Source organism: Streptomyces sp., assembly GCF_035645055.1.
In the GTDB taxonomy this organism is placed as follows: Bacteria; Actinomycetota; Actinomycetes; order Streptomycetales; family Streptomycetaceae; genus Streptomyces.
Map to the genome: position 1 here is coordinate 1 of NZ_DASQNH010000051.1, position 22,974 is coordinate 22,974.

At 71.1% G+C, this 22,974-nt stretch carries 19 protein-coding genes; 4 read left to right on the plus strand and 15 right to left on the minus strand.

Annotated elements, in window-relative coordinates; all coding sequences use genetic code 11:
* Window positions 1-1,274 (minus strand): ammonium transporter (locus VE614_RS17140; RefSeq protein ID WP_324937393.1); only part of this gene is annotated, 1,274 nt, incomplete at its 3' end.
* A 320-nt stretch (window positions 1,275-1,594) separates the two neighbouring features.
* Window positions 1,595-3,082, minus strand: coding sequence for a hypothetical protein (locus VE614_RS17145; RefSeq protein WP_324937395.1), 1,488 nt, complete (start codon window positions 3,080-3,082; stop codon window positions 1,595-1,597).
* Window positions 3,083-3,536: 454 nt separating this feature from the next.
* Here VE614_RS17145 and VE614_RS17150 point away from each other — a divergent pair, with 454 nt between their 5' ends.
* Window positions 3,537-4,199 (plus strand): bifunctional DNA primase/polymerase, encoded by a 663-nt coding sequence (locus tag VE614_RS17150; RefSeq protein WP_324937398.1) that lies wholly within the window; start codon window positions 3,537-3,539, stop codon window positions 4,197-4,199.
* 98 nt (window positions 4,200-4,297) lie between these two features.
* On the opposite strand, the gene ftsY is transcribed toward VE614_RS17150, so the two are convergent.
* Window positions 4,298-5,512: a signal recognition particle-docking protein FtsY gene (gene ftsY / locus VE614_RS17155; protein WP_324937400.1), complete on the minus strand. Its 1,215-nt coding sequence runs from the start codon at window positions 5,510-5,512 to the stop codon at window positions 4,298-4,300.
* Window positions 5,513-5,682: 170 nt separating this feature from the next.
* On the opposite strand from ftsY, the gene VE614_RS17160 reads away from it, so the two are divergent.
* Complete coding sequence (locus VE614_RS17160; protein ID WP_324937402.1) at window positions 5,683-7,137, plus strand: cytosine permease; 1,455 nt, start codon at window positions 5,683-5,685, stop codon at window positions 7,135-7,137.
* Window positions 7,138-7,276: 139 nt separating this feature from the next.
* Here the strand turns inward: VE614_RS17160 and VE614_RS17165 are convergent, their stop codons facing one another.
* The 4 genes from VE614_RS17165 to VE614_RS17180 all read right to left on the minus strand — a co-directional run bounded on the left by VE614_RS17165 (window position 7,277) and on the right by VE614_RS17180 (window position 13,743).
* A complete protein-coding gene (locus VE614_RS17165) occupies window positions 7,277-8,692 on the minus strand; it encodes a sugar porter family MFS transporter (RefSeq protein WP_324937405.1) in 1,416 nt (471 codons plus the stop codon).
* Window positions 8,693-8,943: 251 nt separating this feature from the next.
* A complete protein-coding gene (locus tag VE614_RS17170; protein WP_324937407.1) occupies window positions 8,944-12,666 on the minus strand; it encodes an AAA family ATPase in 3,723 nt (1,240 codons plus the stop codon).
* A 209-nt stretch (window positions 12,667-12,875) separates the two neighbouring features.
* Window positions 12,876-13,082, minus strand: a complete 207-nt coding sequence (locus VE614_RS17175) for a hypothetical protein (RefSeq protein WP_324937409.1) — start codon at window positions 13,080-13,082, stop codon at window positions 12,876-12,878.
* 379 nt (window positions 13,083-13,461) lie between these two features.
* Window positions 13,462-13,743 carry an acylphosphatase gene (locus tag VE614_RS17180; protein WP_324937410.1) on the minus strand — a complete coding sequence of 94 codons (282 nt, stop codon included), beginning with the start codon at window positions 13,741-13,743 and terminating at the stop codon, window positions 13,462-13,464.
* A gap of 170 nt (window positions 13,744-13,913) precedes the next feature.
* Here VE614_RS17180 and VE614_RS17185 point away from each other — a divergent pair, with 170 nt between their 5' ends.
* Together VE614_RS17185 and VE614_RS17190 are read left to right on the plus strand one after the other, a co-directional pair.
* The gene (locus VE614_RS17185; protein ID WP_324937412.1) at window positions 13,914-15,068 is read left to right on the plus strand and encodes a CAP domain-containing protein; all 1,155 of its coding nucleotides are present in this window, start codon (window positions 13,914-13,916) and stop codon (window positions 15,066-15,068) included.
* A 62-nt stretch (window positions 15,069-15,130) separates the two neighbouring features.
* Window positions 15,131-15,532 carry a helix-turn-helix domain-containing protein gene (locus tag VE614_RS17190; RefSeq protein WP_324937415.1) on the plus strand — a complete coding sequence of 134 codons (402 nt, stop codon included), beginning with the start codon at window positions 15,131-15,133 and terminating at the stop codon, window positions 15,530-15,532.
* A gap of 11 nt (window positions 15,533-15,543) precedes the next feature.
* Here VE614_RS17190 and mutM read toward each other — a convergent pair whose 3' ends face one another.
* From mutM to recG, 8 genes are all read right to left on the minus strand, one after another.
* Window positions 15,544-16,404: a bifunctional DNA-formamidopyrimidine glycosylase/DNA-(apurinic or apyrimidinic site) lyase gene (gene mutM, locus VE614_RS17195; RefSeq protein WP_324937417.1), complete on the minus strand. Its 861-nt coding sequence runs from the start codon at window positions 16,402-16,404 to the stop codon at window positions 15,544-15,546.
* An 81-nt stretch (window positions 16,405-16,485) separates the two neighbouring features.
* Window positions 16,486-17,301, minus strand: coding sequence for a ribonuclease III (gene rnc, locus VE614_RS17200; RefSeq protein ID WP_324937420.1), 816 nt, complete (start codon window positions 17,299-17,301; stop codon window positions 16,486-16,488).
* 19 nt (window positions 17,302-17,320) lie between these two features.
* A complete protein-coding gene (rpmF, locus tag VE614_RS17205; RefSeq protein WP_003951102.1) occupies window positions 17,321-17,494 on the minus strand; it encodes a 50S ribosomal protein L32 in 174 nt (57 codons plus the stop codon).
* A 2-nt stretch (window positions 17,495-17,496) separates the two neighbouring features.
* Window positions 17,497-18,141 (minus strand): DUF177 domain-containing protein, encoded by a 645-nt coding sequence (locus VE614_RS17210; RefSeq protein ID WP_324937422.1) that lies wholly within the window; start codon window positions 18,139-18,141, stop codon window positions 17,497-17,499.
* A gap of 129 nt (window positions 18,142-18,270) precedes the next feature.
* Window positions 18,271-19,341, minus strand: a complete 1,071-nt coding sequence (locus tag VE614_RS17215) for an ATP synthase F0 subunit B (RefSeq protein WP_324937424.1) — start codon at window positions 19,339-19,341, stop codon at window positions 18,271-18,273.
* Between the two features lie 99 nt (window positions 19,342-19,440).
* A complete protein-coding gene (gene coaD / locus VE614_RS17220) occupies window positions 19,441-19,950 on the minus strand; it encodes a pantetheine-phosphate adenylyltransferase (protein ID WP_324937426.1) in 510 nt (169 codons plus the stop codon).
* On the minus strand, window positions 19,947-20,672 hold the full coding sequence (gene rsmD, locus VE614_RS17225; RefSeq protein ID WP_324937428.1) for a 16S rRNA (guanine(966)-N(2))-methyltransferase RsmD: 726 nt from the start codon (window positions 20,670-20,672) through the stop codon (window positions 19,947-19,949). Before rsmD ends, coaD begins: the two co-directional genes overlap by 4 nt.
* Window positions 20,669-22,876 (minus strand): ATP-dependent DNA helicase RecG, encoded by a 2,208-nt coding sequence (gene recG / locus VE614_RS17230; protein WP_324937430.1) that lies wholly within the window; start codon window positions 22,874-22,876, stop codon window positions 20,669-20,671. The genes rsmD and recG overlap by 4 nt, the downstream gene beginning before the upstream one ends.
* Window positions 22,877-22,974: the final 98 nt, after the last annotated feature.

Sequence of the window (22,974 nt, forward strand, 5' to 3'; positions counted from 1 at the left end):
CCGCCGCCGGCGCCGCTGAAGTCGTATGCGGTCTCGGCGTGCTCGGCCTGGTCGATGCCGGCCACCTCGTCGTCCTCGGGGACCCGCATGCCGATGGTCTTGTCGAGGACGAAGGCGAGGATCGCGGAGACGACCAGGGAGTAGGCGAGGACCGCGAAGACACCGGCGGCCTGCTTGCCGAGCTGGCTCGCGTCACCGCCGTAGAAGAGGCCCTTGACGTCGGACTGGCCCTCGCCGGAGGCGAAGAAGCCGACGAGCAGGGAGCCGACGATGCCGCCGACGAGGTGGACGCCGACCACGTCGAGGGAGTCGTCGTAGCCCAGCTTGTACTTCAGGCCGACGGCCATGGCGCACAGCAGACCGGCGATGGCGCCGACGGCGATCGCGCCGAGCGGGTCGACCGCGCCGCCGGCCGGGGTGATGGCGACGAGGCCCGCGACGGCACCGGAGGCGGCGCCCAGCGTGGTGAAGGCGCCGTGGCGCAGCTTCTCGTAGATCAGCCAGGCGAGCATCGCGGCGGCGGTGGCGACCTGGGTGTTGACGAACATCAGGGAGCCGACGCCGTCGTCGTTGCCGAGCCAGGAGCCCGCGTTGAAGCCGAACCAGCCGAACCACAGCAGACCGGCGCCGAGCATGACCAGGGGCAGGCTGTGCGGGCGCATCGGGTCCCTCTTGAAGCCGACCCGCTTGCCGATGACGAGGATCACGCCGAGCGCGGCGGCACCGGCGTTGATGTGCACGGCCGTACCGCCGGCGAAGTCGATCACGCCCAGCTCGAAGGCCCAGCCGCCGGTGCCCCAGACCCAGTGGGCGACGGGGAAGTAGACGACGGTGGCCCACAGGGCGATGAACAGGGCCCAGGCGGTGAACTTCACCCGGTCGGCGAGGGCGCCGCTGATCAGGGCCGGGGTGATGATCGCGAACATCAGCTGGAAGACGGCGAAGACGAGGACCGGGATGGTGTAGCCGTCCCAGATCGCGTCCTTGCCGATGCCGGTGAAGCCGACGTAGTCCGAGTTCCAGGCGAAGATGCCGCCGGAGTCGTTGCCGAAGGCCATGGAGAAGCCGTACAGCACCCACAGGATGGTGACGATCCCCAGGCTGATGAAGCTCATCATCAGCATGTTCAGGGTGCTCTTGACCCGGACCATGCCTCCGTAGAAGAAGGCCAGTGCCGGGGTCATCAGCATCACCAGGGCGGAACAGATGAGCATGAAGCCTGTGTTGGCGGCAGAGATCTCCGTCTCTGCGGCAAGCGTGATGGCTGGTGCCATCGGCGTCTCCTCGTCGTTGGTACGGCCCCGTGCGGGCGAAGCCTGGAGCGGATTGAGGGGTGGGCCGGTTATGCGCCATGAGATTGGCGCAGCGCGGTTTCGGTGGAAGCCCCTCGTTGTTTCGCCGCCGTGACGAAGGCGCCATGCGTGTTACGCGTCGATGAATTGCCGGATCTCGGGCCGCGCGATCGTTATCGTGGCGCAACCTTCCCGGGGAGAAGAGAAACCGGCCGCGGGCGGCCTTCCGATGACCTGGCATGGGGGAGCCGAGTCGGGCAGTTCGGGAGGGCCGGCCGCGGCCGGGGCCTGGGATTCGGGGGTCAGACCGCCTCTGCGGTCTCGGGCAGCTCCGCCGCGAGCTTGTCGGTGAGGTCGACGACCTCGGCGAGATCGCCGAACTCTCGGGCGGCGGTGTCCACCGTCTTTCGGATACGAGTGTTGACCCGCTCGGAGCGGACCTTCTTGGCGACCTGCATGGCCTGCCCCGCGAAAACGGCGCTCTGCTCGGGCTCGCGCTGGAGCAGGTGGACCGAGGCCATGCCGATCAGGTTGAGCGCGTACGACCGCTGGTGCTCGGTGTCCTGGGCGAACAGCTCGACGGCCCGCCGCATCAGGGGTTCGGCGAGGGAGGCGTAGGTGGGGCTGCGGCCGGCGACATAAGCGAGGTCGCGGTAGGAGTGGCTGTTCTCGCCGTACAGCTCGGCCTCGGAGAAGAAGCGGATCCAGTCGGGGTCCGGCTCGTCCCAGTCGTCGGCCTCGGCGAAGACGTCCTCGGCCATCCGCACGGCTCGCTTGGTCTTGCCGGGCTGGCCCATGTTGGCGTACGCGCGGGCCTCCATCGCATACAGCATGGACTGGGTGCGCGGGCTCGCGCAGTCGCGGCTGCCGTACTGCGCGAGGTGGATCAGTTCCAGGGCGTCGTCGGGCCGGCCGAGGTGGATCATCTGGCGGCTCATGCTGGAGAGGATGTACGAGCCGAGGGGGCGGTCACCGGCCTCCTTGGCGGCGTGCAGGGCGAGGACGAAGTACTTCTGAGCGGTGGGCTGGAGCCCCACGTCGTAGCTCATCCAGCCGGCCAGTTCGGCCAGCTCGGCGGCGACCTTGAACAGCTTGCGGGTGGTGGCCTCCGGCTGGGGCTCCTGGAGCAGATCGGTGACCTCGTGCAGCTGGCCGACGACGGCCTTGCGGCGCAGTCCGCCGCCGCACTGGGCGTCCCACTGCCGGAACATCACGGTGGTGGACTCCAGCAGGTCCAGCTCCGGCCGGGAGAGCCGCCCGCGCGCGCGGGCGGCGGGCGCGGACTGGGGCTCCGGCGGCGCCGTGGGCCTGGGCGAGGGCGGGGCGGGGACGAGCCAGCGCTGCATGGGCTCGATGAGGGCCGGGCCCGCGGACAGGGCCAGCGAGGTTCCGAGGAAGCCGCGCCGCGCCAGCATCAGGTCGCTGCGCGAGAACTCGCTGAGCAGTGCCACCGCCTGCGGGCCCGTCCAGGGCATGTCGACACCGGACGCGGAGGGCGCGGGGCGGGCGGTGCGCAGGCCCAGGTCCTCGACGGAGACGACGCAGCCGAACCGCTCGGAGAACAGCTCGGAGAGGATCCGGGGAATGGGCTCGCGCGGGTTCTCCCCGTCGAGCCAGCGCCGGACCCGTGAGGTGTCGGTCGAGATGTGGTTGGCGCCCAACTGGCGTGCCCGGCGGTTCACCTGGCGGGCCAGCTCGCCCTTGGACCAGCCGCTGCGCACGAACCACGAGCCCAACAGCTCGTTCGGGCGCTTCTCAGCGTTCGTCCCGCCTCCGCCGTTGCCGCCCACTGGAACGCCCCCATCCCTCAGACCGCTTGTCATCGACTGCGCCAAGCCTTATCGGAATGCCCGTCAAATAAGCCGCCCTTCTCGGAGTTGTCACCCTTCGAACGGGAAATCGACGTGCCTCCGGCATACCCACCGGTGCATGTGCCCCACCTGCCGTGCACACACAGTAATCCTACGATCACCCGTCCAGCCATGGCGATTCGGCAATCGCCACCATTCGCCACCCCTTCGAATGAACTCACGGACGCCTCCGCACGATTCACTTGACACATGACAGCCGAAAGCGGGCTGACAGGAGTGCGCCAGGGCGCGCACAGCTGAGCACACCACCCGGCGCGCTTCCGGGCGCCGAGTGCGTCGCGCGCCACCGGGCAACCCGATAGGCGAGGTCACGTTCCGCAGTCGTCTCGATCCGTGACGTAACCACCGGTGCGTCGGACCCGTTGGAGGGGGTATGGGCTTCACGATCGGCAGCAGCCGGGGCATCCGCGACATCCGGACCGGCACGCGCCGCCGCGGTCGCTCGCCGGAGTGCACCGCCGTGGCCGAGTACACCGGACTGTGGGGATGGGACGTCGTACCGGGCGCGCGGACCGCCGCGGGGCGGTGCTCCTGCGGCCACCCCGACTGCCGGGCACCGGGCGCGCATCCGCTGGACTTCGCCCCCCGGGTGCCCGCCGGGGCCACACTGGACCAGGCCACCGAGGCCTGGGCGGAGTTCCCGGGCGCGGCGGTGATGCTGCCGGTCGGCCGGGCGTTCGACGTGTTCGAGGTGGCCGAGCCGGCCGGGCGGCGCGCCCTGGTCCGGCTGGAGCGCATGGGTCTGCCGCTCGGCCCGGTGACCGCCACCCCGGACGGCCGCGCCCAGTTCTTCGTCGCCCCCGGCGCCGCCGCCGAGCTTCCCTCGCTGCTCTACCGCATGGGCTGGGACGACCCGGGCCTGGACCTGCACGGCCTCGGTCCCGGTACGTACGTCACGGCTCCGCCCTCCGACCGCGGCGGCCTGGGCCCGGTGCGCTGGCTGCGCTCCCCCGCCCTGGACTCCGCGAGCCGCCCGCCGGAGGCCCGGCTGCTGCTGGGCACGCTGGCGTACGTGGCGCACCGGTCGCGAGCGTAGACGCGGCGCTCACGCCGCCGTACGAGGAAGCGCCCGCCTCCTCCTGCACCGGGGGGCGGGCGCTTCCTTCCAGCACTTCCGGATTTCCGGAGGTGGTCTCACTCTCCGATGAGCGCGTCCACGAACGCCTCCGGCTCGAACGGCGCGAGGTCGTCCGCGCCCTCGCCGAGCCCGACCAGCTTCACCGGAACGCCCAGCTCGCGCTGGACGGCGACGACGATGCCGCCCTTCGCGGTGCCGTCGAGCTTGGTGAGCACGATGCCGGTGATGTCGACGACCTCGGCGAACACCCGGGCCTGCACCAGACCGTTCTGGCCGGTGGTGGCGTCGAGAACGAGCAGCACCTCGTCGAGCGGGGCGTGCTTCTCGACGACGCGCTTGACCTTGCCCAGCTCGTCCATGAGGCCGGTCTTGGTGTGGAGGCGGCCGGCGGTGTCGATGAGGACGACGTCCGCGCCGATCTCCTTGCCCTCCTTGACCGCGTCGAACGCGACGGAGGCCGGGTCGCCGCCCTCGGGGCCGCGCACGGTGTGGGCGCCGACGCGCTCACCCCAGGTCTGGAGCTGGTCGGCGGCGGCGGCGCGGAAGGTGTCGGCGGCGCCGAGGACGACACTGTTGCCGTCGGCGACCAGGACCCGGGCGAGCTTGCCGGTGGTGGTGGTCTTGCCGGTGCCGTTGACGCCGACGACCATCACGATGCCGGGCTTGCGGCCCTCGGGCTCGGTCTTCACGGTGCGGTCGAAGTCGGTGCCGACCAGCGTCAGCAGCTCCTCGCGCAGCAGGCCGCGCAGCTCCACGGGGGTGCGGGTGCCGAGCACCTTCACCCGCTCGCGCAGCCGTTCGACCAGCTCCTGGGTGGGCTGGACGCCGACGTCGGCGGTGAGCAGGGTGTCCTCGATCTCCTCCCAGGTGTCCTCGTCGAGGTGCTCGCGCGAGAGCAGCGTGAGCAGGCCCTTGCCGAGGGCGTTCTGCGAGCGGGAGAGACGGGCGCGCAGGCGCACCAGGCGCCCGGCGGTGGGCTCGGGGATCTCGATCGGGGGAGCCTCGACGGGCTCCTCGGCGACGGGAGGCTCCTCGACGGTGGTCGGGGCCGAGCCGCCCGGGAGGTCCACCTCCTCGATCGTCCGGCGCGGTTCCTCCTTAGGCGTCTCGGCCTCGTCGCCGACGTGCGGCTCGGCCGGAGGGGCGGTGAGGTCGGGCGTCGTGGGGGGCGGCGGGGGCAGCTGCTTCTTGCGTCGGCTGCCGACCACGAGCCCGCCGAGCGCGCCGAGCACGACCACGGCGATGACTACAGCAAGGATGACGATGTCCATAACCCGTCCAGTATCGGCCATGGGGGTCCGCCCGACCCCTTTTGTGGCTTCCTCCGAGAGACAAAGGGCACCGGTGGGCGTGAGTCGGGCCAAAGTACAGTGGCGTCGACTGTGTCAACGCGCGTAGAGTCCCGACGTCCCCCGTCCCCCCACCGCTAGGCATGTTCGTCATGAGCAAGACCGCCGAGACCGAAGGCGCTCTCGAAACCCGCGGCATCGAGCAGGTACCGGACCACGAGCGCACCGCCAGAACCCGTGAGCTGTTCCCCACCTGGGTGGGCGCCAACATCAGCGTGCTGCTGCTCACCATGGGCGCGAGTCTGGTCGTGGCGTACCACCTCAACATCTGGCAGGCGCTGGTCGTCGCCACCGTCGCGCCCCTCGTGTCGTACGGCCTGGTCGGGCTGATCGGCATCGCGGGCAAGCGGGGCGGGGCGCCGGGCATGGCACTCTCCCGCGCGGTCTTCGGCCAGCGTGGCAATCTGCTGCCCGGTTCGCTGATCTGGGTGGCCCGCTGGGGCTGGGAGACGATCAACGCGGTGACCGGCGCCTACGCCATGCTCACCATCCTGGACATCGTCTTCGGCATCGGTGCGAACAGTCTGCTGGACATGGTGATGCTGCTGGCGTTCGTGGTGGCGACGTTCGCGATCTCCGGGCTCGGCATCGGCGCCGTGCAGAAGTGCAACAAGTACGCGACCTACCTCTTCGGCGCGTTCTCGGTGCTGGTCCTGGGCTACCTGGCGGTGAACACGGACTGGTCGAAGGTGCTGGACCACTCCGCCGGCTCCACGGCCGCGGTGATCACCGGTATCGGCATGATCGCGGCGGGCGGCGTCAGCTGGATCCCGTCCGCGCCGGACTTCACCCGCTATCTGCCGCGTACGGCCTCCTCGAAGGCGATCGTGGGCACCGCGGTGGGCGGCGCCGGTGTCGTGGTGCTGCCGATGGTGCTGATGGGCGCGGTGATGGCGGTGTCCACGCCGGACCTGGCCTCGGCCGCCGACCCGGTCTCCTTCCTCGGCGAGATCCTGCCGACCTGGATCGCGGTGCCGTATCTGCTGATCGCGCTGATCGGCATGCTGCTGATCAACGCGATGTCGATGTACTCGGCGGGCTTCACCGCGCAGACCCTCGGTATCAAGGTGCCCCGGCACTGGGCGGTGTCCGTCAACGCGCTGATCTCGCTGGTGTTCGGCGGGGTGCTGATGCTCGTGGCGACGAGCTTCATGGGCTCCTTCATCGCCTTCCTGTCCCTGCTGGCGGTGGCGTTCTCCGCCTGGGTCGGCGTGTTCGGCGCGGACATGCTGCGGCGCACCGAGTACGACGGTGAGGCGATGGCCGACACCACGCGCACCAGCGGCTACTGGTACCGGGGCGGCTTCTCCCCCGCCGCGGTGACCGCCTGGGCGGTCGGCCTGGTCGCGGGCCTGCTGTTCACCACCTCGGACTGGTTCACCGGCCCGCTCGCCACCAACAACGTGATCGGCGAGTACGGCCTCGGCTGGGTCGCCACGATCATGATCTCGGGGCTGCTGTACCTGGCCCTGCCGAAGCCGGCGGTGACCACGCCGGCGGCGCGGCCGGCCGATCCCGCCGACGAGCTTCAGCCGACCGGCGTCTGAGCACGCGCCCCCGTACTGCCCGAAAGACGTACTGCCCCGGCTCGGTGACCGAGCCGGGGCAGTACGTCTTTCGGGTGTCGAGGAGCGGGCAGCGGGGACTTGGCCCGTCTCCTCGAGTCGAGGGAACCTCGGGTGAGGCTCAGCCCATCTCCTCCAGCTTCTTGCCCTTGGTCTCGGGCACGAACTTGAGGATGAAGGGGATGGAGAGGAAGGCGAACACCGCGTACATGACGTAGGTGAGCGACAGGTTCCACTCCGAGAGGTCCGGGAAGGTGATGGTGATCACCCAGTTGGCGATCCACTGGGCCGAGGCGGCCACACCGAGCGCGGCGGCGCGGATCTTGTTCGGGAAGACCTCACCGAGCATGACCCAGACGACCACACCCCAGGACAGGGCGAAGAAGAGCACGAACGCGTTGGCGGCGATCAGCGCGACGTAGCCCTGCGTGGTGGGCAGCGGGTCGGTGCCGTTCTGGAAGGAGAAGGACCAGGCGGCCAGCGCCAGCGAGATGCCCATGCCGACCGAGCCGATGAGCGCGAGCGGCTTGCGGCCGATGCGGTCGACGAAGATCATCGCGATCACGGTGCCGAGGATGTTGATGATCGAGGTCTCGAACGAGTAGAAGAACGAGCTCGACGGGTCGACGCCGACGGACTGCCACAGCAGGTTCGAGTAGTAGAAGATGACGTTGATGCCGACCAGCTGCTGGAAGACGGAGAGGCCGATGCCGATCCAGACGATCGGCAGCAGACCGAAGCGGCCGCCCATCAGGTCCCTGAAGGTGGACTTGTGGTCGCTGCGCATCGCCTCGTCGATCTCGGTGACGCGGGCGTCCAGGTCGATGTCGCCCTCGACGTCGGCGAGCACCTTCTTGGCGTCGTCGGTGCGGCCCACGCTGATCAGGTAGCGCGGCGACTCGGGGATGGCGAAGGAGAGCAGACCGTAGATCACGGCCGGCACCAGCATCACGCCGAGCATCCACTGCCAGGCCTCCAGGCCCGCGATCCGCCCGCGCTCCTCGCCGTCGGCCATGTTCAGGATGGCCCAGTTGACGAGCTGGGAGACGGCGATGCCGATGACGATGGCGGCCTGCTGGAACGAGGCGAGCCTGCCCCGGTAGGCGGGCGGGGCGACCTCGGCGATGTAGGCCGGGCCGATCACCGAGGCCATACCGATGGCTATGCCGCCGAGGACACGCCAGGCGGCGAGGTCCCAGGCGGCGAACGGCAGGCCGGAGCCCACCGCGCTCACCGCGAACAGGACCGCGGCGATCTGCATGACGCGGATGCGGCCGATCCGGTCGGCGATCCGGCCCGCGACGGCCGCACCGACGGCACTGCCGAGCAGGGCGCAGGCGGCGACGGTTCCGGTGGCACCGGAGCTGAGGTCGAACCGAGCCTGGATGCCGCCGTTCGCGCCGTTGATGACAGAGCTGTCGTAGCCGAACAGGAAACCGCCCATGGCGGCCGCCGCGGTGATGAAGACGACGTGCCCGAGATGTTCGGGGTGCGCCGACTTGGCTCCTGACTGAGGTGCCTGCGCTGTGCTGGTCACGTGGGTAACTCCTCGGGCCGCCGGCAACGCTGCCGGCTGGGGGCGAGCCCTTCCAGGAGTGGCGGCGTTCACGCCGCTCACACCTGAAGGTAAAAGCAACGTTGCAGAGACTATGCCTTCATGTTTCGAAGTCAATAGGCCAAGACCTGTGAGTTTCCAGCCACGACTGGTGGTCTTGCGTTCACTTCTTGAAACGATCTTCACAAAGGGCAGGTCACAACTGGTGTAGACCGGTGCCCGTAAACGGACGATCAACGCAGCCGCTGGCTGATGACCTTCGACACACCGTCGCCCTGCATGGAGACGCCGTACAACGCGTCGGCGACCTCCATGGTCCGCTTCTGGTGCGTGATGACGATCAGCTGCGAGGTCTCCTGCAGCTCCTGCATGATCCGGATCAGCCGCTGGAGATTGGTGTCGTCCAGCGCGGCCTCGACCTCGTCCATCACGTAGAACGGGCTGGGCCGCGCCTTGAAGATCGCCACCAGCAGGGCGACGGCGGTCAGCGACCGCTCCCCGCCGGACAGCAGACTCAGCCGCTTCACCTTCTTGCCCGGCGGACGCGCCTCCACGTCCACGCCGGTGCCGAGCATGTCGTCGGGATCCGTCAGCACCAGCCGGCCCTCGCCGCCCGGGAAGAGCCGGCCGAAGACGCCCTCGAACTCCCGCGCGGTGTCCCGGTAGGCCTCGGTGAAGACCTGCTCGACCCGCTCGTCGACCTCCTTGACGACCTGGAGCAGATCCGCGCGGGTCTTCTTCAGGTCCTCAAGCTGCTCGCTGAGGAACTGGTGCCGCTCCTCCAGCGCCGCGAACTCCTCCAGCGCGAGCGGATTCACCTTGCCGAGCTGCTGGTACGCCCGTTCGGCCGCCTTCAGCCGCTTCTCCTGCTCGGCCCGGTCGAACGGTCTCGGCTGGTTGCGCGGATGCCCGGGGTCCTCCGGCAGTTCCTCGCCCTCGGCGGGTGGCGACGGCGGTACGAGCTGGTGCGGCCCGTACTCGTCCACGAGCCCCGAGGGCTCCACGCCCAGCTCCTCCAGCGCCCGGGTCTCCAGCTGCTCGATCCGCAGCCGCTTCTCCGCGCCCAGCACCTCGCCCCGGTGCACCGAGTCGGTCAGCTTGTCCAGCTCCGCCTTGAGGTCACGGCCCCTGGTGCGGGCGGCGGCCAGCTCCTGCTCGCGCCGGGCCTTCGCCGCCTCCGCCGCCGCACGCTCCCGCTCCGCGCGGGTCAGCGAGACCTCGACGTGCGCCAGCAGCTGCCGGGCGCCCGAGGCCACGGCCTCGGCGACGGCCGCCTCATGGCGCAGCCGGGCCCTCCGCCGCTCGGCACGCGCGCGTGCCTCGCGTTCCGCACGCGCGGCGCGGTCGAGCGAGTCGGCGCGTCCGGCCAGCCCCTTGACCCGCTCCTCGTGCGTACGGACCTGGAGGCGGGCCTCCATCTCGGTCTGCCGCGCGTTGGCGCCGTCGGCGGCGAGCCGGTCGCGGACCGAGGTGTCCGGCTCCTCCTCGACCGGCATCTCCTCCGCCACGGCGAGCCGTTCGGCCAGCTCCTCGACCTCCTGAAGCGCCTTGTCCAGCGCTTCCTGCGCCCGCGCGGCGGCGGCGACGCCGCGCTCGGCCTCACCCGCCGCTCCCCTGGCCTGCCCGGCGAGCCGGCCGAGCCGCTGGGCCACCGCCGACTTCTCCCGGTCGGCGGCCCGCCGCCGCTCCCCCAGCTCCTCCACCAGCGCGGCGGCCTCGGTGCGATGGCCGGCGGCCAGCCGCTGTGCCCCGGCCAGCTCGGCGCAGCGCACCTCGAGCCGCGCCAGTTCGGCCGCGGCCTCGTCGACGGAGGCCTGCACCTCCAGCAGGCTCGGTGCCCCGGCGGAGCCGCCCTGCGCGAAGTGCGACCCCAGGAGGTCCCCCTCCTGGGTCACCGCCGTCAGCTCGGGGCGCGCGTAGACCAGTTCCTCGGCGTCCTCCAGCGTCTCCACGACGACGATGCCGCGCAGAAGCCGCCGTACGGCGGGGATCAGCTCGGCGGGGCCGCGGACGAAGCGCTCCGCGGGGTGGGGGGCGACGGGCGGGTGCGCGAGTGCGGGTTCGTCCTGGCTGGTCGCGCCGTTCCCCGCGCCGCTGAAGGGGGCTGGCCCCGCGTGGTTGTCTACCGGCTCGTCGTGGGTGAGCGCGCCCCTTCCCGGGGCTGTCCCGACGTGGTCGGGTGCCGGTTCGCCGTGGCTGGGCGCGCCGTTCCCCGCGCCCCCGCTGGGCGCTTCCGGGGCACCCGTGAGCAGGAGAGCCGCGCGGCCCGCGTCCTGCTTGCGGAGGAGGCGGATGGCTTCGGCGGCTGCGGCGGGGGTCGTCACCGCGAGGGCGTCGGCAGCGGCGCCGAAGGCCGCGGCGAGGGGGGCCTCGTAACCCGGGGTGACGGTGAGGAGTTCGGCGGCCGGGCCCAGGAGGCCGCTGAGACGATCCTGCGCGGCGAGCAGCGCGCCGGTGCCGTCCTTGCGGCGCAGCCCCAGGGCCAGGGCCTCACGCCGGGCCTGGGTCGCGGCCCGCTCGCGCTCCGCGGCGGTGACCGCCTCACGGGCCGCGGTCAGGGCCGCCTCCGCCTCGGCGAGCCGCCGCTTGGCCTCCTCGTGCCGCTCGGCCAGCTCCGCGTCACCCGCGTCCAAGCCGTCGACCTCGGCCTTCAGCGCCTCGTACTCCTCCTGCGCGGCGGCGGCCCGCTCCTGCGCCTCGTCGCGCGCGGCGGCCAGCCGGTCGATCTCGGCCTGGGCGGCGGCGGCCCGCGAGCGGGCGGCGTTGACCTGGCCGTTCAGCCGGGCGAGCCCTTCACGCCGGTCGGCGATCGCCCGCGCGGCGTCCTTCAGGCGGCGTTCCTCGGCGGCCAGCTCGCGCTCCAGTTCGGCGCGGTGCTCGACGGTGTCCTCCAGGGCCCGCTGCGCCGCCTCCAGGGCTGCCTCCAGCTCGGCCTCCTGCTCGCGGACCCGGGCGGCCTCCCGCTCCAGGTCCTCGGGGTCACGGCCGCGCCGCTCGTCCACCGGCGCGGAGGCGGCGCTCTTCACCCGCGCCTCGGCCAGCGAGATCGTGCCGCGCACCCGCTCGGCGAGCTGGGACAGCTCGTACCAGGTCTGCTGGGCGCGCTGGAGGCGCGGGGTGAGCCGGCGGACCTCGTCCTCCAGCTGCGCCTCCCGCTGGAGCGCCCCGCGCAGCTCCTGCTCGGCGGCCTCCTTGCGCTCCTTCAGCGCGGCCTCGTCGGCGATCTCGGCCTGGAGGGCTCCCCGGAGCCGTACGAGATCGTCGGCGAGCAGGCGCAGCCGGGCGTCACGCAGGTCGGCCTGGATGACGGCGGCCCGCCGGGCGACCGCGGCCTGGCGGCCGAGCGGCTTCAGCTGGCGGCGCAGCTCGTCGGTGAGGTCCTGCACGCGCGCGAGGTTGGCCTGCATCGCGTCCAGCTTGCGGAGGGCCTTCTCCTTGCGCTTGCGGTGCTTGAGGACGCCTGCCGCCTCCTCGATGAAGGCGCGGCGGCCCATGGGGTCGGCGTGCAGGACGGAGTCGAGCTGGCCCTGGCCGACGATGACGTGCATCTCGCGGCCGATGCCGGAGTCGGAGAGGAGGTCCTGGATGTCGAGGAGGCGGCAGGTGTCGCCGTTGATCTGGTACTCGCTGCCGCCGTTGCGGAACATGATCCGCGTGATGGTGACCTCGGCGTACTCGATGGGCAGCGCCCCGTCGGAGTTGTCGATGGTCAGGGACACCTCGGCGCGGCCCAGCGGCGGGCGGCCTGTGGTGCCGGCGAAGATGACGTCCTCCATCTTGCCGCCGCGCAGCGACTTGGCGCCCTGCTCGCCCATGACCCAGCTGAGCGCGTCGACGACATTGGACTTGCCCGAGCCGTTCGGGCCGACGACGCACGTGATGCCCGGCTCGAACCGGAGCGTGGTGGCCGAGGCGAACGACTTGAACCCACGGAGGGTCAGGGCCTTGAGGTGCACGCCGCTGGACTCTACCCGCCGGGGTTTGTCTCACTGCATGAACGCGCGGTTTCGCGAGTGAACGCGCAGGGCAGACCAGACGTTAAAGACACTGAAAGGGTGCACGGGGGCAAGAAAGAAGGGACGCCGAAGCGTCCCTTGCAACTTCTGACAACAGAGCGGTTGATACGGGCAGCCCAACCACTGCGTGTCATTGTGCGATGCAGTGATCAGGTGAGCGCAGGCTCCGCCTGGTGTGCGTCGACGCGCTCCATGATCCTGTCCTCGTGAGAAGCGGCAGCCGTGAGCGCCTCGTTCTCCGCCTGGATCCGAACGAGCTCGGATTCCAGATCCTGGACGCGCTGCTGGAGCCGTCGCATCTCGGCGAGGAGTCGAGGGTCGGAGCCACCGACGTAACCGAGAAGCGCCTTTGCCATGATGGATGGTCCTCCACACTGAGTGACCGACCGATGCGGTGTGGGTCGTGAGGGATTCGCACCCGCGGTGCTTGGCACTATGGAGTTCTTACTGCCGTTCATCCATGCCAAACAGCTGGGTGCGCAGGGTGCTTTCAGCGTCTCACCAAAAAGTTTGACGGTCAACACGATCACGCCCCGTATTGAGGGGCTACCCGGGCGCGCACGGCCTCAAAACGGCGGCGCTGCGACTCCTTCGGGGCCTCGGGGCGTGGCGATCATCTTTCCCTGCGAAGCCCGCCACGGCAAGAGGTTCTGGCAGTCACCTGCGCCTTTTCCCTCCGGGCAGCTGCCGGTGGCATGTCCCGCCGCCCGGCGGGGGCCGCCGGGCGGGGCGGGGTCAGCGGATCGCGAAGCCGTCGTAACCGCCGCGAGGTGTGTCCCAGATCTCGGTGACACCGTCCACGCGCCCGGGCGTGTCGTCACCCTGGAGCCAGTCCAGGAGGCCCTGGCAGCCCTCGCGCGGCCCTTCCGCGACCACCTGGACACGGCCGTCGGCCAAATTGAGAGCAAAACCACTCAGACTGCCGATCTCCAGCGCCTTGGCTCGCGTGAACCAGCGAAAACCCACACCTTGCACGTGTCCACGCACCCAGGCGACCAGCCGCACATCCTCGCTCATGGGTGCAACCTAACCGTCCGATGTCTCTCGGGGCACTTCCTCCCCCAGCGCCATGCGGTACCGTCCAGCCCCAAACGCATCTCATATGAAAGCCACCCGATCGGGTGACTTTGGTTGACCGCTGGACGAGTCGACCGCGAGACAGCACCAGGGACGAGGAAGGCCAGTACATGGGACGCCACCGACGCTCCGCCGCCGGCCGCGCCGCCACGGGCCGCGCCACGGGGGCCACACCGGCACAGAGCACCGGCAGCGGGAACGGGGGCCAGCGGCACGCGCGGCCGGACCGCCGCCCCGAGCCGGGCATCGCCCCCTATCTCAACCCCGAGGCCTACGCCGAGGTGCAGGCCCGCAGCGACGCCTACCTTTTCGCCACGGACGACGGCCGGGGCCCCGGCCGGAACACCCCGGCCGAGACCGCGGTCCTCCCGGCCGCCGCCGGCGCGCCCTCCGGCGACGGGGCCCCGCGCGGGCGCTCGCACCGCCGCAGGAAGAGGGGCGTGGCTCCGGTCCGCACCGGGCTGCTCGGTGTCTCCGCCGCGGTCGCCCTCGGCGCGGTCGCGGTCGCCACCGGTGTGCTGCCCGGCGGCGACAACTACACGCTCGGCGGCGGCAGCGGCAACAAGGTGCAGGCCACCGACGGCGCCGGTGGCAACACCGAGGGCCCGCTGGGCGGCACCTCCGGCAGTGCCGAGACCGGCGGCGACAGCACCGCGCCGAGCCGGACCGCCGGGCGCTCCCCCTCCTCGTCGGCCTCCCCCTCCAGCCCTTCCGCGTCGCCCACCACGGAGAAGCCCTCCGGAAAGCCCTCCGGAAAGCCCTCCGGAAAGCCCTCGCGGAAGCCGTCGGCCACCCCGTCGAAGCAGCAGCCGAAGCCCACCCCCACCCCGTCGCGTACGGCGACCGCGGAGCCGCCGCGGACCACCGCCCCGGTGACCGTCTCCGAGGCGGCCGCCGCCGAGGCGGAGGTGCTCCAGCTGGTCAACGAGGAGCGGGTGAAGGCCGGCTGCCGCCCGCTGGCGGCGAACAGCGCGCTGGCGGAGCTGGCCCGCGACTTCAGCGAGGACATGGCCGCGCGCGGCTTCTTCGACCACACCGACCCCAGCGGGGCGACCCCCTGGGACCGGGCCGAGAAGGCCGGCATAAGCAACCTCGGCGGTGAGAACATAGCCCGCGGCCAGGCCGGCGCGGCAGCCGTCATGGACGCCTGGATGGACAGCCCCGGCCATCGCGCCAACATCCTGAACTGCGAGTTCACGACCCTGGGCGTCGGAGTCCACTTCGGCCCGGACGGCCCGTGGTGGACCCAGGACTTCGGCTACTGATCCCGCTGACTCACGGTAAGCGCTCCCCCTCGGTTCGCGCTGTCTTCGCCTAAGCTGGAGGCATGACCACCGCCCAGGAGCGCTCCGCGGAGCAGGAGCTGCCGTACAACGTGTTCTCCAGGGCGTGCCCCTCACGGGGGACGCTGGAGCATGTCACCGGACGCTGGGGCGCGCTCACACTGGGGGCGCTGTACGAGGGCTCGTTCCGGTTCAACGAGCTGCGCCGCCGGGTCGACGGCGTGAGCGAGAAGATGCTGTCCCAGACGCTGCACGCGCTGGAGCGCGACGGGCTGGTGCACCGCGAGGCGCAGCCGACCAACCCGCCCCGGGTCGACTACGAGCTGACGTCCCTCGGCCGTGAGGTCACCGAACGGCTGATGAGCCTCATCCACTTCCTGGAGGGTCGCATGGACGACGTCCTCGCGGCCCGGGAGCGCTACGACGGGGCCCGCGCCCCCCGCTGACCTGCCGTCCCCTACGCCGAGATCCGCGGCGGGCGCTGGCAGCGCGGGCAGTGGTAGCTGGAGCGGTTCATCCACGGACGGCGGCGCATCGGCGTACCGCACCGTTTGCAGGGCTGTCCTTCACGGCCGTACGCGTCGAGGGAGCGGTCGAAGTAGCCGGACTCGCCATTGACGTTGACGTAGAGGCTGTCGAAGCTGGTGCCGCCGACGGCGAGGGCCTCGTTCATCACGTCCCGGACATGGCCGAGCAGCTCCCGGGTCCGCGGGCGGGTGAAGGTGGAGGTCGGGCGGTCGTAGTGCAGGCGGCTGCGCCACAGCGCCTCGTCCGCGTAGATGTTGCCGACGCCGCTGATCAGCGACTGGTCGAGCAGGGCCCGCTTGATGGTGGTGCGCTTGCGGCGCAGCGCCTGGTGGAAGGCCTCCTCGTCGAACATCGGGTCGAGGGGGTCGCGGGCGATGTGCGCGATGACGTCGGGCAGGCCGTCGGGGCCGGTGTCGTGCAGCGACAGGCCGCCGAAGGTGCGCTGGTCGACGAAGCGGAGTTCGGTGCCCTGGGCGTCGGTGAACCTCACCCGGATCCGCAGGTGCTTCTCGTCCGGCGCCTCGTGCGGCTGGACCAGCAGCTGGCCGCTCATGCCGAGGTGGGCGAGGACGGCCTGATCGGTGTCCTCCAGGGGCAGCCACAGATACTTGCCGCGGCGGCTGGGGGTGCCGATCCGGTGGCCTTCGAGGCGGTGCGCGAAGTCGTCGGGGCCGGCGGCGTGCCGGCGTACGGCGCGCGGGTGCAGCACCTCGGCGTCGGCGACGGTCCGGTGGGCGACCCACCGCTCCAGGCCGCGCCGGACGACCTCGACCTCGGGCAACTCGGGCATGGGGACCCCGTGGAGTGCGAAGGAGAAGGAAAGAGCGAGCGCCCGCCCCGGGAGACGGGGCAGGCGCTCGGTCGCGTGTCGTCAGGCGGTCGCCGACGAGGTGTCGGTGCTGCCTTCCGTGGCCGGAGCGGCGTCGACGGCGGTCGCGGCCACGACTGCCGCCGCCTTGGCCCGCTCGTCCGCCGCGGCGCGGATGGCCCGCCAGGCGGACTCCGCTGCCTGCTGCTCGGCCTCCTTCTTGCTGCGGCCGGTGCCGGTGCCGTACGAGACGCCTCCGACGCGGGCGGCAGCAGTGAAGGTCTTCTCGTGGTCGGGGCCGGTCTCCGTGACCAGGTACTCGGGGACACCGAGGCCTTCGGTCGCGGTCAGCTCCTGGAGGGATGTCTTCCAGTCCAGGCCGGCGCCCAGGTTGGAGGACTTCTCGATCAGCGGGTCGAACAGACGGTGCACCAGCTCCGCCGCCGAGTCCAGGCCCTGGTCGAGATAGACGGCGCCGATCACCGCTTCGAGGGTGTCGGCGAGGATGGACGCCTTGTCCCGGCCGCCCGTGCCCTCTTCACCACGGCCGAGCCGGATGAAGGAGCCGAGGTCCAGCGTTCGTCCCACTTCCGCCAGCGCACGCGAGTTGACCACCGCGGCCCGCAGCTTGGCCAGCTGGCCTTCGGGCAGGTCGGGGTGGGTGCGGTACAGCGTGTCGGTGACGACGAGGCCGAGGACGGAGTCTCCCAGGAACTCCAGCCGCTCGTTCGTCGGCAGACCGCCGTTCTCGTACGCGTAGGAACGGTGGGTCAGCGCTCGCACCAGAAGGGCGGACTCGACCTTGTAGCCGAGCCGCCCTTCCAGAAGCGTGTGGGACGAGGCCTGGTTGTCCGCAGAGTTTTTCTTCGGCGTGGACACAGTGCCTCTCACCAGCCGCTCAGACCTCGAGGACCTGGCGCTTGTTGTAGGTGCCGCACGACGGGCACGCGATGTGCTGCTGCTTGGGCTCGTGGCAGCGCTCGCACGCAACCAGGGTGGGGACCGCAGCCTTCCACTGCGACCGGCGGTGGCGCGTGTTGCTGCGCGACATCTTCCGCTTCGGAACAGCCACGGCTACTTCTCCTGCTTCTCGTCGACGCCCGCTTCGGCGCCGCTCATCTCGTCCTTATCGCCGGGTTCGAGCGAACCGGCGATTCCCTGCAATGCCGCCCAACGGATGTCGACGGCGTCGTGGTGGTGGTCCGGGTCGTCCGCGAGGCGTGCTCCGCACTCGGAGCACAGGCCCGGGCAGTCTTCCTGGCACACCGGCTGCATCGGCAGTGCGAGCACCACCGCATCGCGCAGCACAGGTTCGAGGTCGAAGAGTCCGTCCTCGAGGAAGAGCCTGTCCTCGTCGTCCTCGGCGTCGTCGGCCGGCTCCGCTTTGACACGGCCCCGGTCGTCGGCGTCAGGGTACGAGAACATCTCCTGGAAGTCCGCTTCGAGCTCCTGCTCCAGCGGCTCCAGACACCTTACGCACTCCCCCTCGGCGGTTGCACGGGCGGTGCCTGTGACAAGCACCCCGTCCATGACCGACTCGAGTCGGAGTTCGAGCTCCACCGGGTTGCCTTCCGGCACTCCGATGACTCCCTGGATACCGAAGTCCCGGGGAGCTTCGATCGTGCGGGTCAGGCGCTGCAGCGCGCCAGGACGCCGCCCCAGCTCGTGCGTGTCGAACACGAGAGGGTTGCGGTGGTCTAGGCGGGCGTGAGAGGCCATTCCTGCTTTCGATCTTCCAAGCTCGGACGGACGCCGCCCTTCGGTGTTCCCGGGCAGCGCTGATCGCGAACGTACGCGCGACCGAAGAGCCAGGATACTTGACCTTTCGCTCTCGGCCCAATCGCGGGGTCAGCCGTTGCCCCGGCCCTGCTCGTACGCCCGCAGCTGCTCCGCGCTGATCATGCCGGTGTCGAAGAGGCTGGTCTCGTCCAGGGCGTATCCCTGGTGGGCCTGGGGAGCCTGCGGGGGCTGCGCCGGCTGCGGCGGGGCCTGCTGGGCGGGCTGCTCAGGGGCGTAGGCGCCCTGCTGGGCGTCGTAGCCCCCCTGGTAGGCGTAGGGGTCCGCCTGCTGGTAGCCGTACGAGTCCTGCTGGGCGTAGCCCTGCTGGTAGCCGCTGTAGGGGTCCGGCTGCTGCTGATAGCCGTACGCCGGCTCCGGCTGCTGCTGCTGCGGGCGGGGCTGCTCGGCCCGGGCGTCCTGCTCCGCGAGCGCGGCGAGGTCGGCCAGGTAGTCGGCGTCGCTGGAGTGCTGGAGGGTGCTGGTGTCGTCGGCGAGCGCGCCGAGGTCGTCGCTGGCGATCCGGCCGTGCAGCTTCTGCCGGCCGCGTCCGACGGCCTCCAGGGTCTTGGCGAGGACCGCCTCGAAGGCGCCGAGCTTGACGTCCACGTACTCGTCGGCGGTGCGGCGCAGGGTCTCCGGGTCGTGGCTGCGCTCGGGGGCGTCCTCGTCGGCGTAGCCCTGCTCGTCGAGGCCCGGGCCGGTGCCCAGCAGCTTCTCGCGGCCGCGGCCGACCGAGCCGAGGGTCTTGGTGAGGACGACCTCGAAGTTGGCGAGCTTGGAGTCGACGTAGTCGTCGGCCTCGGCGCGGATCTCCTCGGCCTCCTTGCGGGCCTCGGCGAGGATCCGGTCGGCCTCGGCCTGGGAGCGGCGGGCGACCTCCGTGTCGGAGATCAGCGAACCGCGCTGGGCGTGCGCCTCGGCGATGATCCGCTCGGCCTCCTGGCGGGCCTGCTCGACCATCTGCTCCCGGCCGCCGATCAGCTCCTGGGCCCGGGCGAGCGAGTCGGGCAGCGCCGCGCGCACTTCTTCCAGCATCGAGAGCAGTTCGGCGCGGTTGACCACGCACGAGGCCGACATCGGCATCGACCGGGCACTGGAGACCGCCGCGACGATCTCGTCGAGCTTCTTCTGCACGTCCACCGTGTGCTCGCCACTCTCTACAGCTGTGTTGGAGACGGACGGGACGACTGTACGGCCACGGGGCATCCGGTGGACACCGGGTGACGCCCCGTCAGCGGGTCAGTCCTGGCGCAGCCGCCCGGTGAGGGCGTCGAGGACCACCGGCGGCACCAGGTGGGAGACGTCTCCGCCCCAGGCCGCCACCTCCTTGACCAGGGAGGACGACAGGAAACTGTAGGTGGGGTTGGTGGGCACGAAGAGGGTCTCGACGCCCGTCAGGCCGTTGTTCATCTGGGCCATCTGCAGCTCGTAGTCGAAGTCGCTGACGGCACGCAGGCCCTTGACGATGGCGGGGATGTCGCGCTGCTTGCAGAAGTCGACGAGGAGGCCGTGGAAGGCCTCGACGCGGACGTTGGCGTACTCGGAGGTGACCTGGCGGATCAGATCGATCCGCTGGTCGACCTCGAACAGGCCCTTCTTGGACTTGTTGATCATGACCGCGACATAGACCTCGTCGTAGAGACGGGAGGCGCGGGCAATGATGTCGAGGTGTCCGTTGGTGATCGGGTCGAACGACCCGGGACAGACGGCGCGGCGCACTTGAGATCCCTCGCTCTCCGGTCCGGTCATGGTGCGTCTTCGCACGTAGAGGCGGCGCGACCGTACCAAAACGTTCCCTCTCCGTAGCGACGGGCCCTCAGCGGCTCGAAGCCGTCCGGCCACCGGAATTCTCCGCCTCTGGTGCTGCGCTCCACGGTGACGAGGGCGTCCCGCGCGAGCCACCCCTCCGAGCGGAGTGTGAGCAGAATCTCGCGAAGATCGTGATCTGTGACTCGGTACGGCGGGTCCAGGAAGACGATGTCGTACGGCCGCTCGGGCGGGGCCGCACGGATGATCTGTTCCGCTTTGCCCGCTCTGACCTCGGCGCCGGGCAGGCCCAGGTTCCGGACGTTCTCCCGGACGACACGGACGGCTCGGGCGTCGGCCTCGACCAGCAGGGTGTGGCTCGCGCCGCGCGACAGGGCCTCCAGGCCGACGGCGCCCGACCCGGCGTACAGGTCGAGGACCCGCTCGCCGTCCAGGGGGCCGCCGAGCAGGGACTGCCAGGTGGAGAAGAGGCCCTCGCGCGCGCGGTCGGAGGTGGGGCGGGTGCCTGTCCCCGGCGGGACGGCCAGGCGGCGTCCGCCGGCGGCGCCGGCGATCACGCGGGTCATCTTGGGTCCTTGGAAGTGGGTGCGTTTAGGTTCAGTTTGGCAGGCGGAGGTGAGGGGTGGTTCTTCGTCGTGGGCGACTGCGGGTCCGTTGTGGCTGATCGCGCGGTTCCTCGCGCCGCTGGAGGTGGGTCCCCTCACCCCTTTTCCAGGTACTGCTCCCTCTCCTCGTCCAGGAGGGCGTCCAGGGCCGTGCGAAGGCCCGGGAGGGAGGTCAGCTCGGGGTCGGCGGCGACCACCCTCGCCGCCTCGTCCCTGGCCTCCGCGATGATCTCCTCGTCCTCGATGACGGCGAGCACCTTGAGGCTGGTGCGGGCGCCGGACTGGGCCTGGCCGAGGACGTCGCCCTCGCGGCGCTGTTCCAGGTCGACGCGGGAGAGCTCGAAGCCGTCGAGGGTGGCGGCGACCGCGTTGAGGCGCTGGCGGGCGGGGCTGGCCTCGGGCATCTCGGTGACGAGCAGGCACAGGCCGGGTGCCGAGCCACGGCCGACCCGGCCGCGCAGCTGGTGCAGCTGGGAGACGCCGAAGCGGTCCGCGTCCATGATCACCATGGCGGTGGCATTGGGCACGTTCACGCCGACCTCGATGACCGTGGTGGCGACCAGGACGTCCGTCTCGCCCGCGGCGAAGCGGCGCATGACCGCGTCCTTGTCGTCCGGGTGCATCCGGCCGTGCAGCGCCTCGACCCGCAGACCCCGGAGGGGGCCTCCGGCCAGCTCGTCGGCGACGTCCAGGACGGCGAGCGGGGGGCGCTTCTCGGCCTCGTCCTCGGGGGACGGCTTCTTCGTCGCGCTCTTCGGGTCCGACTCCTCGTCGCCGATCCGGGGGCAGACGACGTACGCCTGATGGCCGTTCGCCACCTCCTCGCGGACGCGTTCCCAGGCGCGGGCGAGGAAGTGGGGCTTGTCGGCGGCGGGGACGACATGGCTGGCGATCGGGGAGCGGCCGGCCGGGAGCTGGTCGAGGACGGACGTCTCCAGGTCGCCGAAGACGGTCATGGCCACCGTGCGCGGGATGGGCGTGGCCGTCATGACGAGCAGGTGCGGGGGCTGCTTGCCCTTGCCGCGCAGGGCGTCACGCTGTTCGACGCCGAAGCGGTGCTGTTCGTCGACCACGACCAGGCCCAGGTCGTGGAACTGGACCTTGTCCTCGATCAGCGCGTGCGTGCCGATCACGATCCCGGCCTCGCCGGTGACCAGGTCGAGCAGGGCCTGCCGGCGGGCCGCGGCGCTCATGGAGCCGGTGAGCAGCACGACCTTGGTGGCGTGCTCGGCGCCGCCGAGCATCCCGCCCTGGGCCAGCTCGCCCATCATCTCCACGATCGACCGGTGGTGCTGCTGGGCGAGCACCTCGGTGGGCGCGAGCATCGCGGCCTGCCCGCCGGCGTCGACGACGGCGAGCATGGCGCGCAGCGCGACCATCGTCTTCCCGCTGCCCACCTCGCCCTGGAGCAGCCGGTGCATCGGGTGCTCGGTGGCCAGGTCGTCGAAGATCTCCCTGGAGACCTTGCGCTGCCCCTCGGTGAGGGTGAAGGGGAGGCGGTCGTCGAAGGCGGCGAGGAGACCGTCCGGCCGGGGTCTGCGGGGGACGGCCGGGAGCTGGGCGTCGGCGTGGCGGCGACGGGCCAGGGCGACCTGGAGGACGAAGGCCTCGTCCCACTTGAGGCGGTCGCGGGCGGCGGCGACGTCCGCCTTGGTGTGCGGGCGGTGGATCTTCAGCAGGGCTTCCGGGAGGGGGAGCAGGCCGCGGCCCTCGCGCAGGGCCGGTGGCAGCGGGTCGACGGCCTCCCGGGCGCTGGGCAGCACGGTCTGGACCGCCTTGCCGATCTTCCAGGACTCCAGCTTGGCGGTCGCCGGATAGATGGGGATCAGGGCGCCGGCCCAGGTCTCCACGGCCTCCTCGCTGTCGCCGCGCAGCAGCTCGTACGCCGGGTGCGCCAGTTGGAGACGGCGGTTGAAGACGGAGACCTTGCCCGAGAACATCGCGGGGGTGCCCGGCAGGAGTTCCTTGAGGGGCTTGTGCACGCCGTTGCCGAAGAAGACCAGCTGGAGCCGGCCGCTGCCGTCGGTGATGGTCACCTCCAGTCGCTGGCCCTTGCCGCGGGGCGCCCGGGTGGAGGCGAAGGTGTGCAGCCGGGCGTCGGCGACCCGGGCGACCACCGTCACGTGCTCGTCCATGGGGAGGTCGGCGAGGTGGGTGAGCTGGCCCCGTTCCTCGTATCTGCGCGGGTAGTGGTGCAGGAGGTCACCGACGGTGCGCAGGCCGAGATGCTCGGCCATCACCTTCGCGGTGGCGGGGCCGAGCACCTTCTTCAGGGGTTCGTCCAGTGCGGGCACGAGATCCATTGCACACCACCGCACTGACAATGCGCTGCCGACCTGGCCTTCGATGCCGGATCCGTCTCGCGAAACCCCTGGTCAGGCGGTTCGCTCCGGCTCTAGGA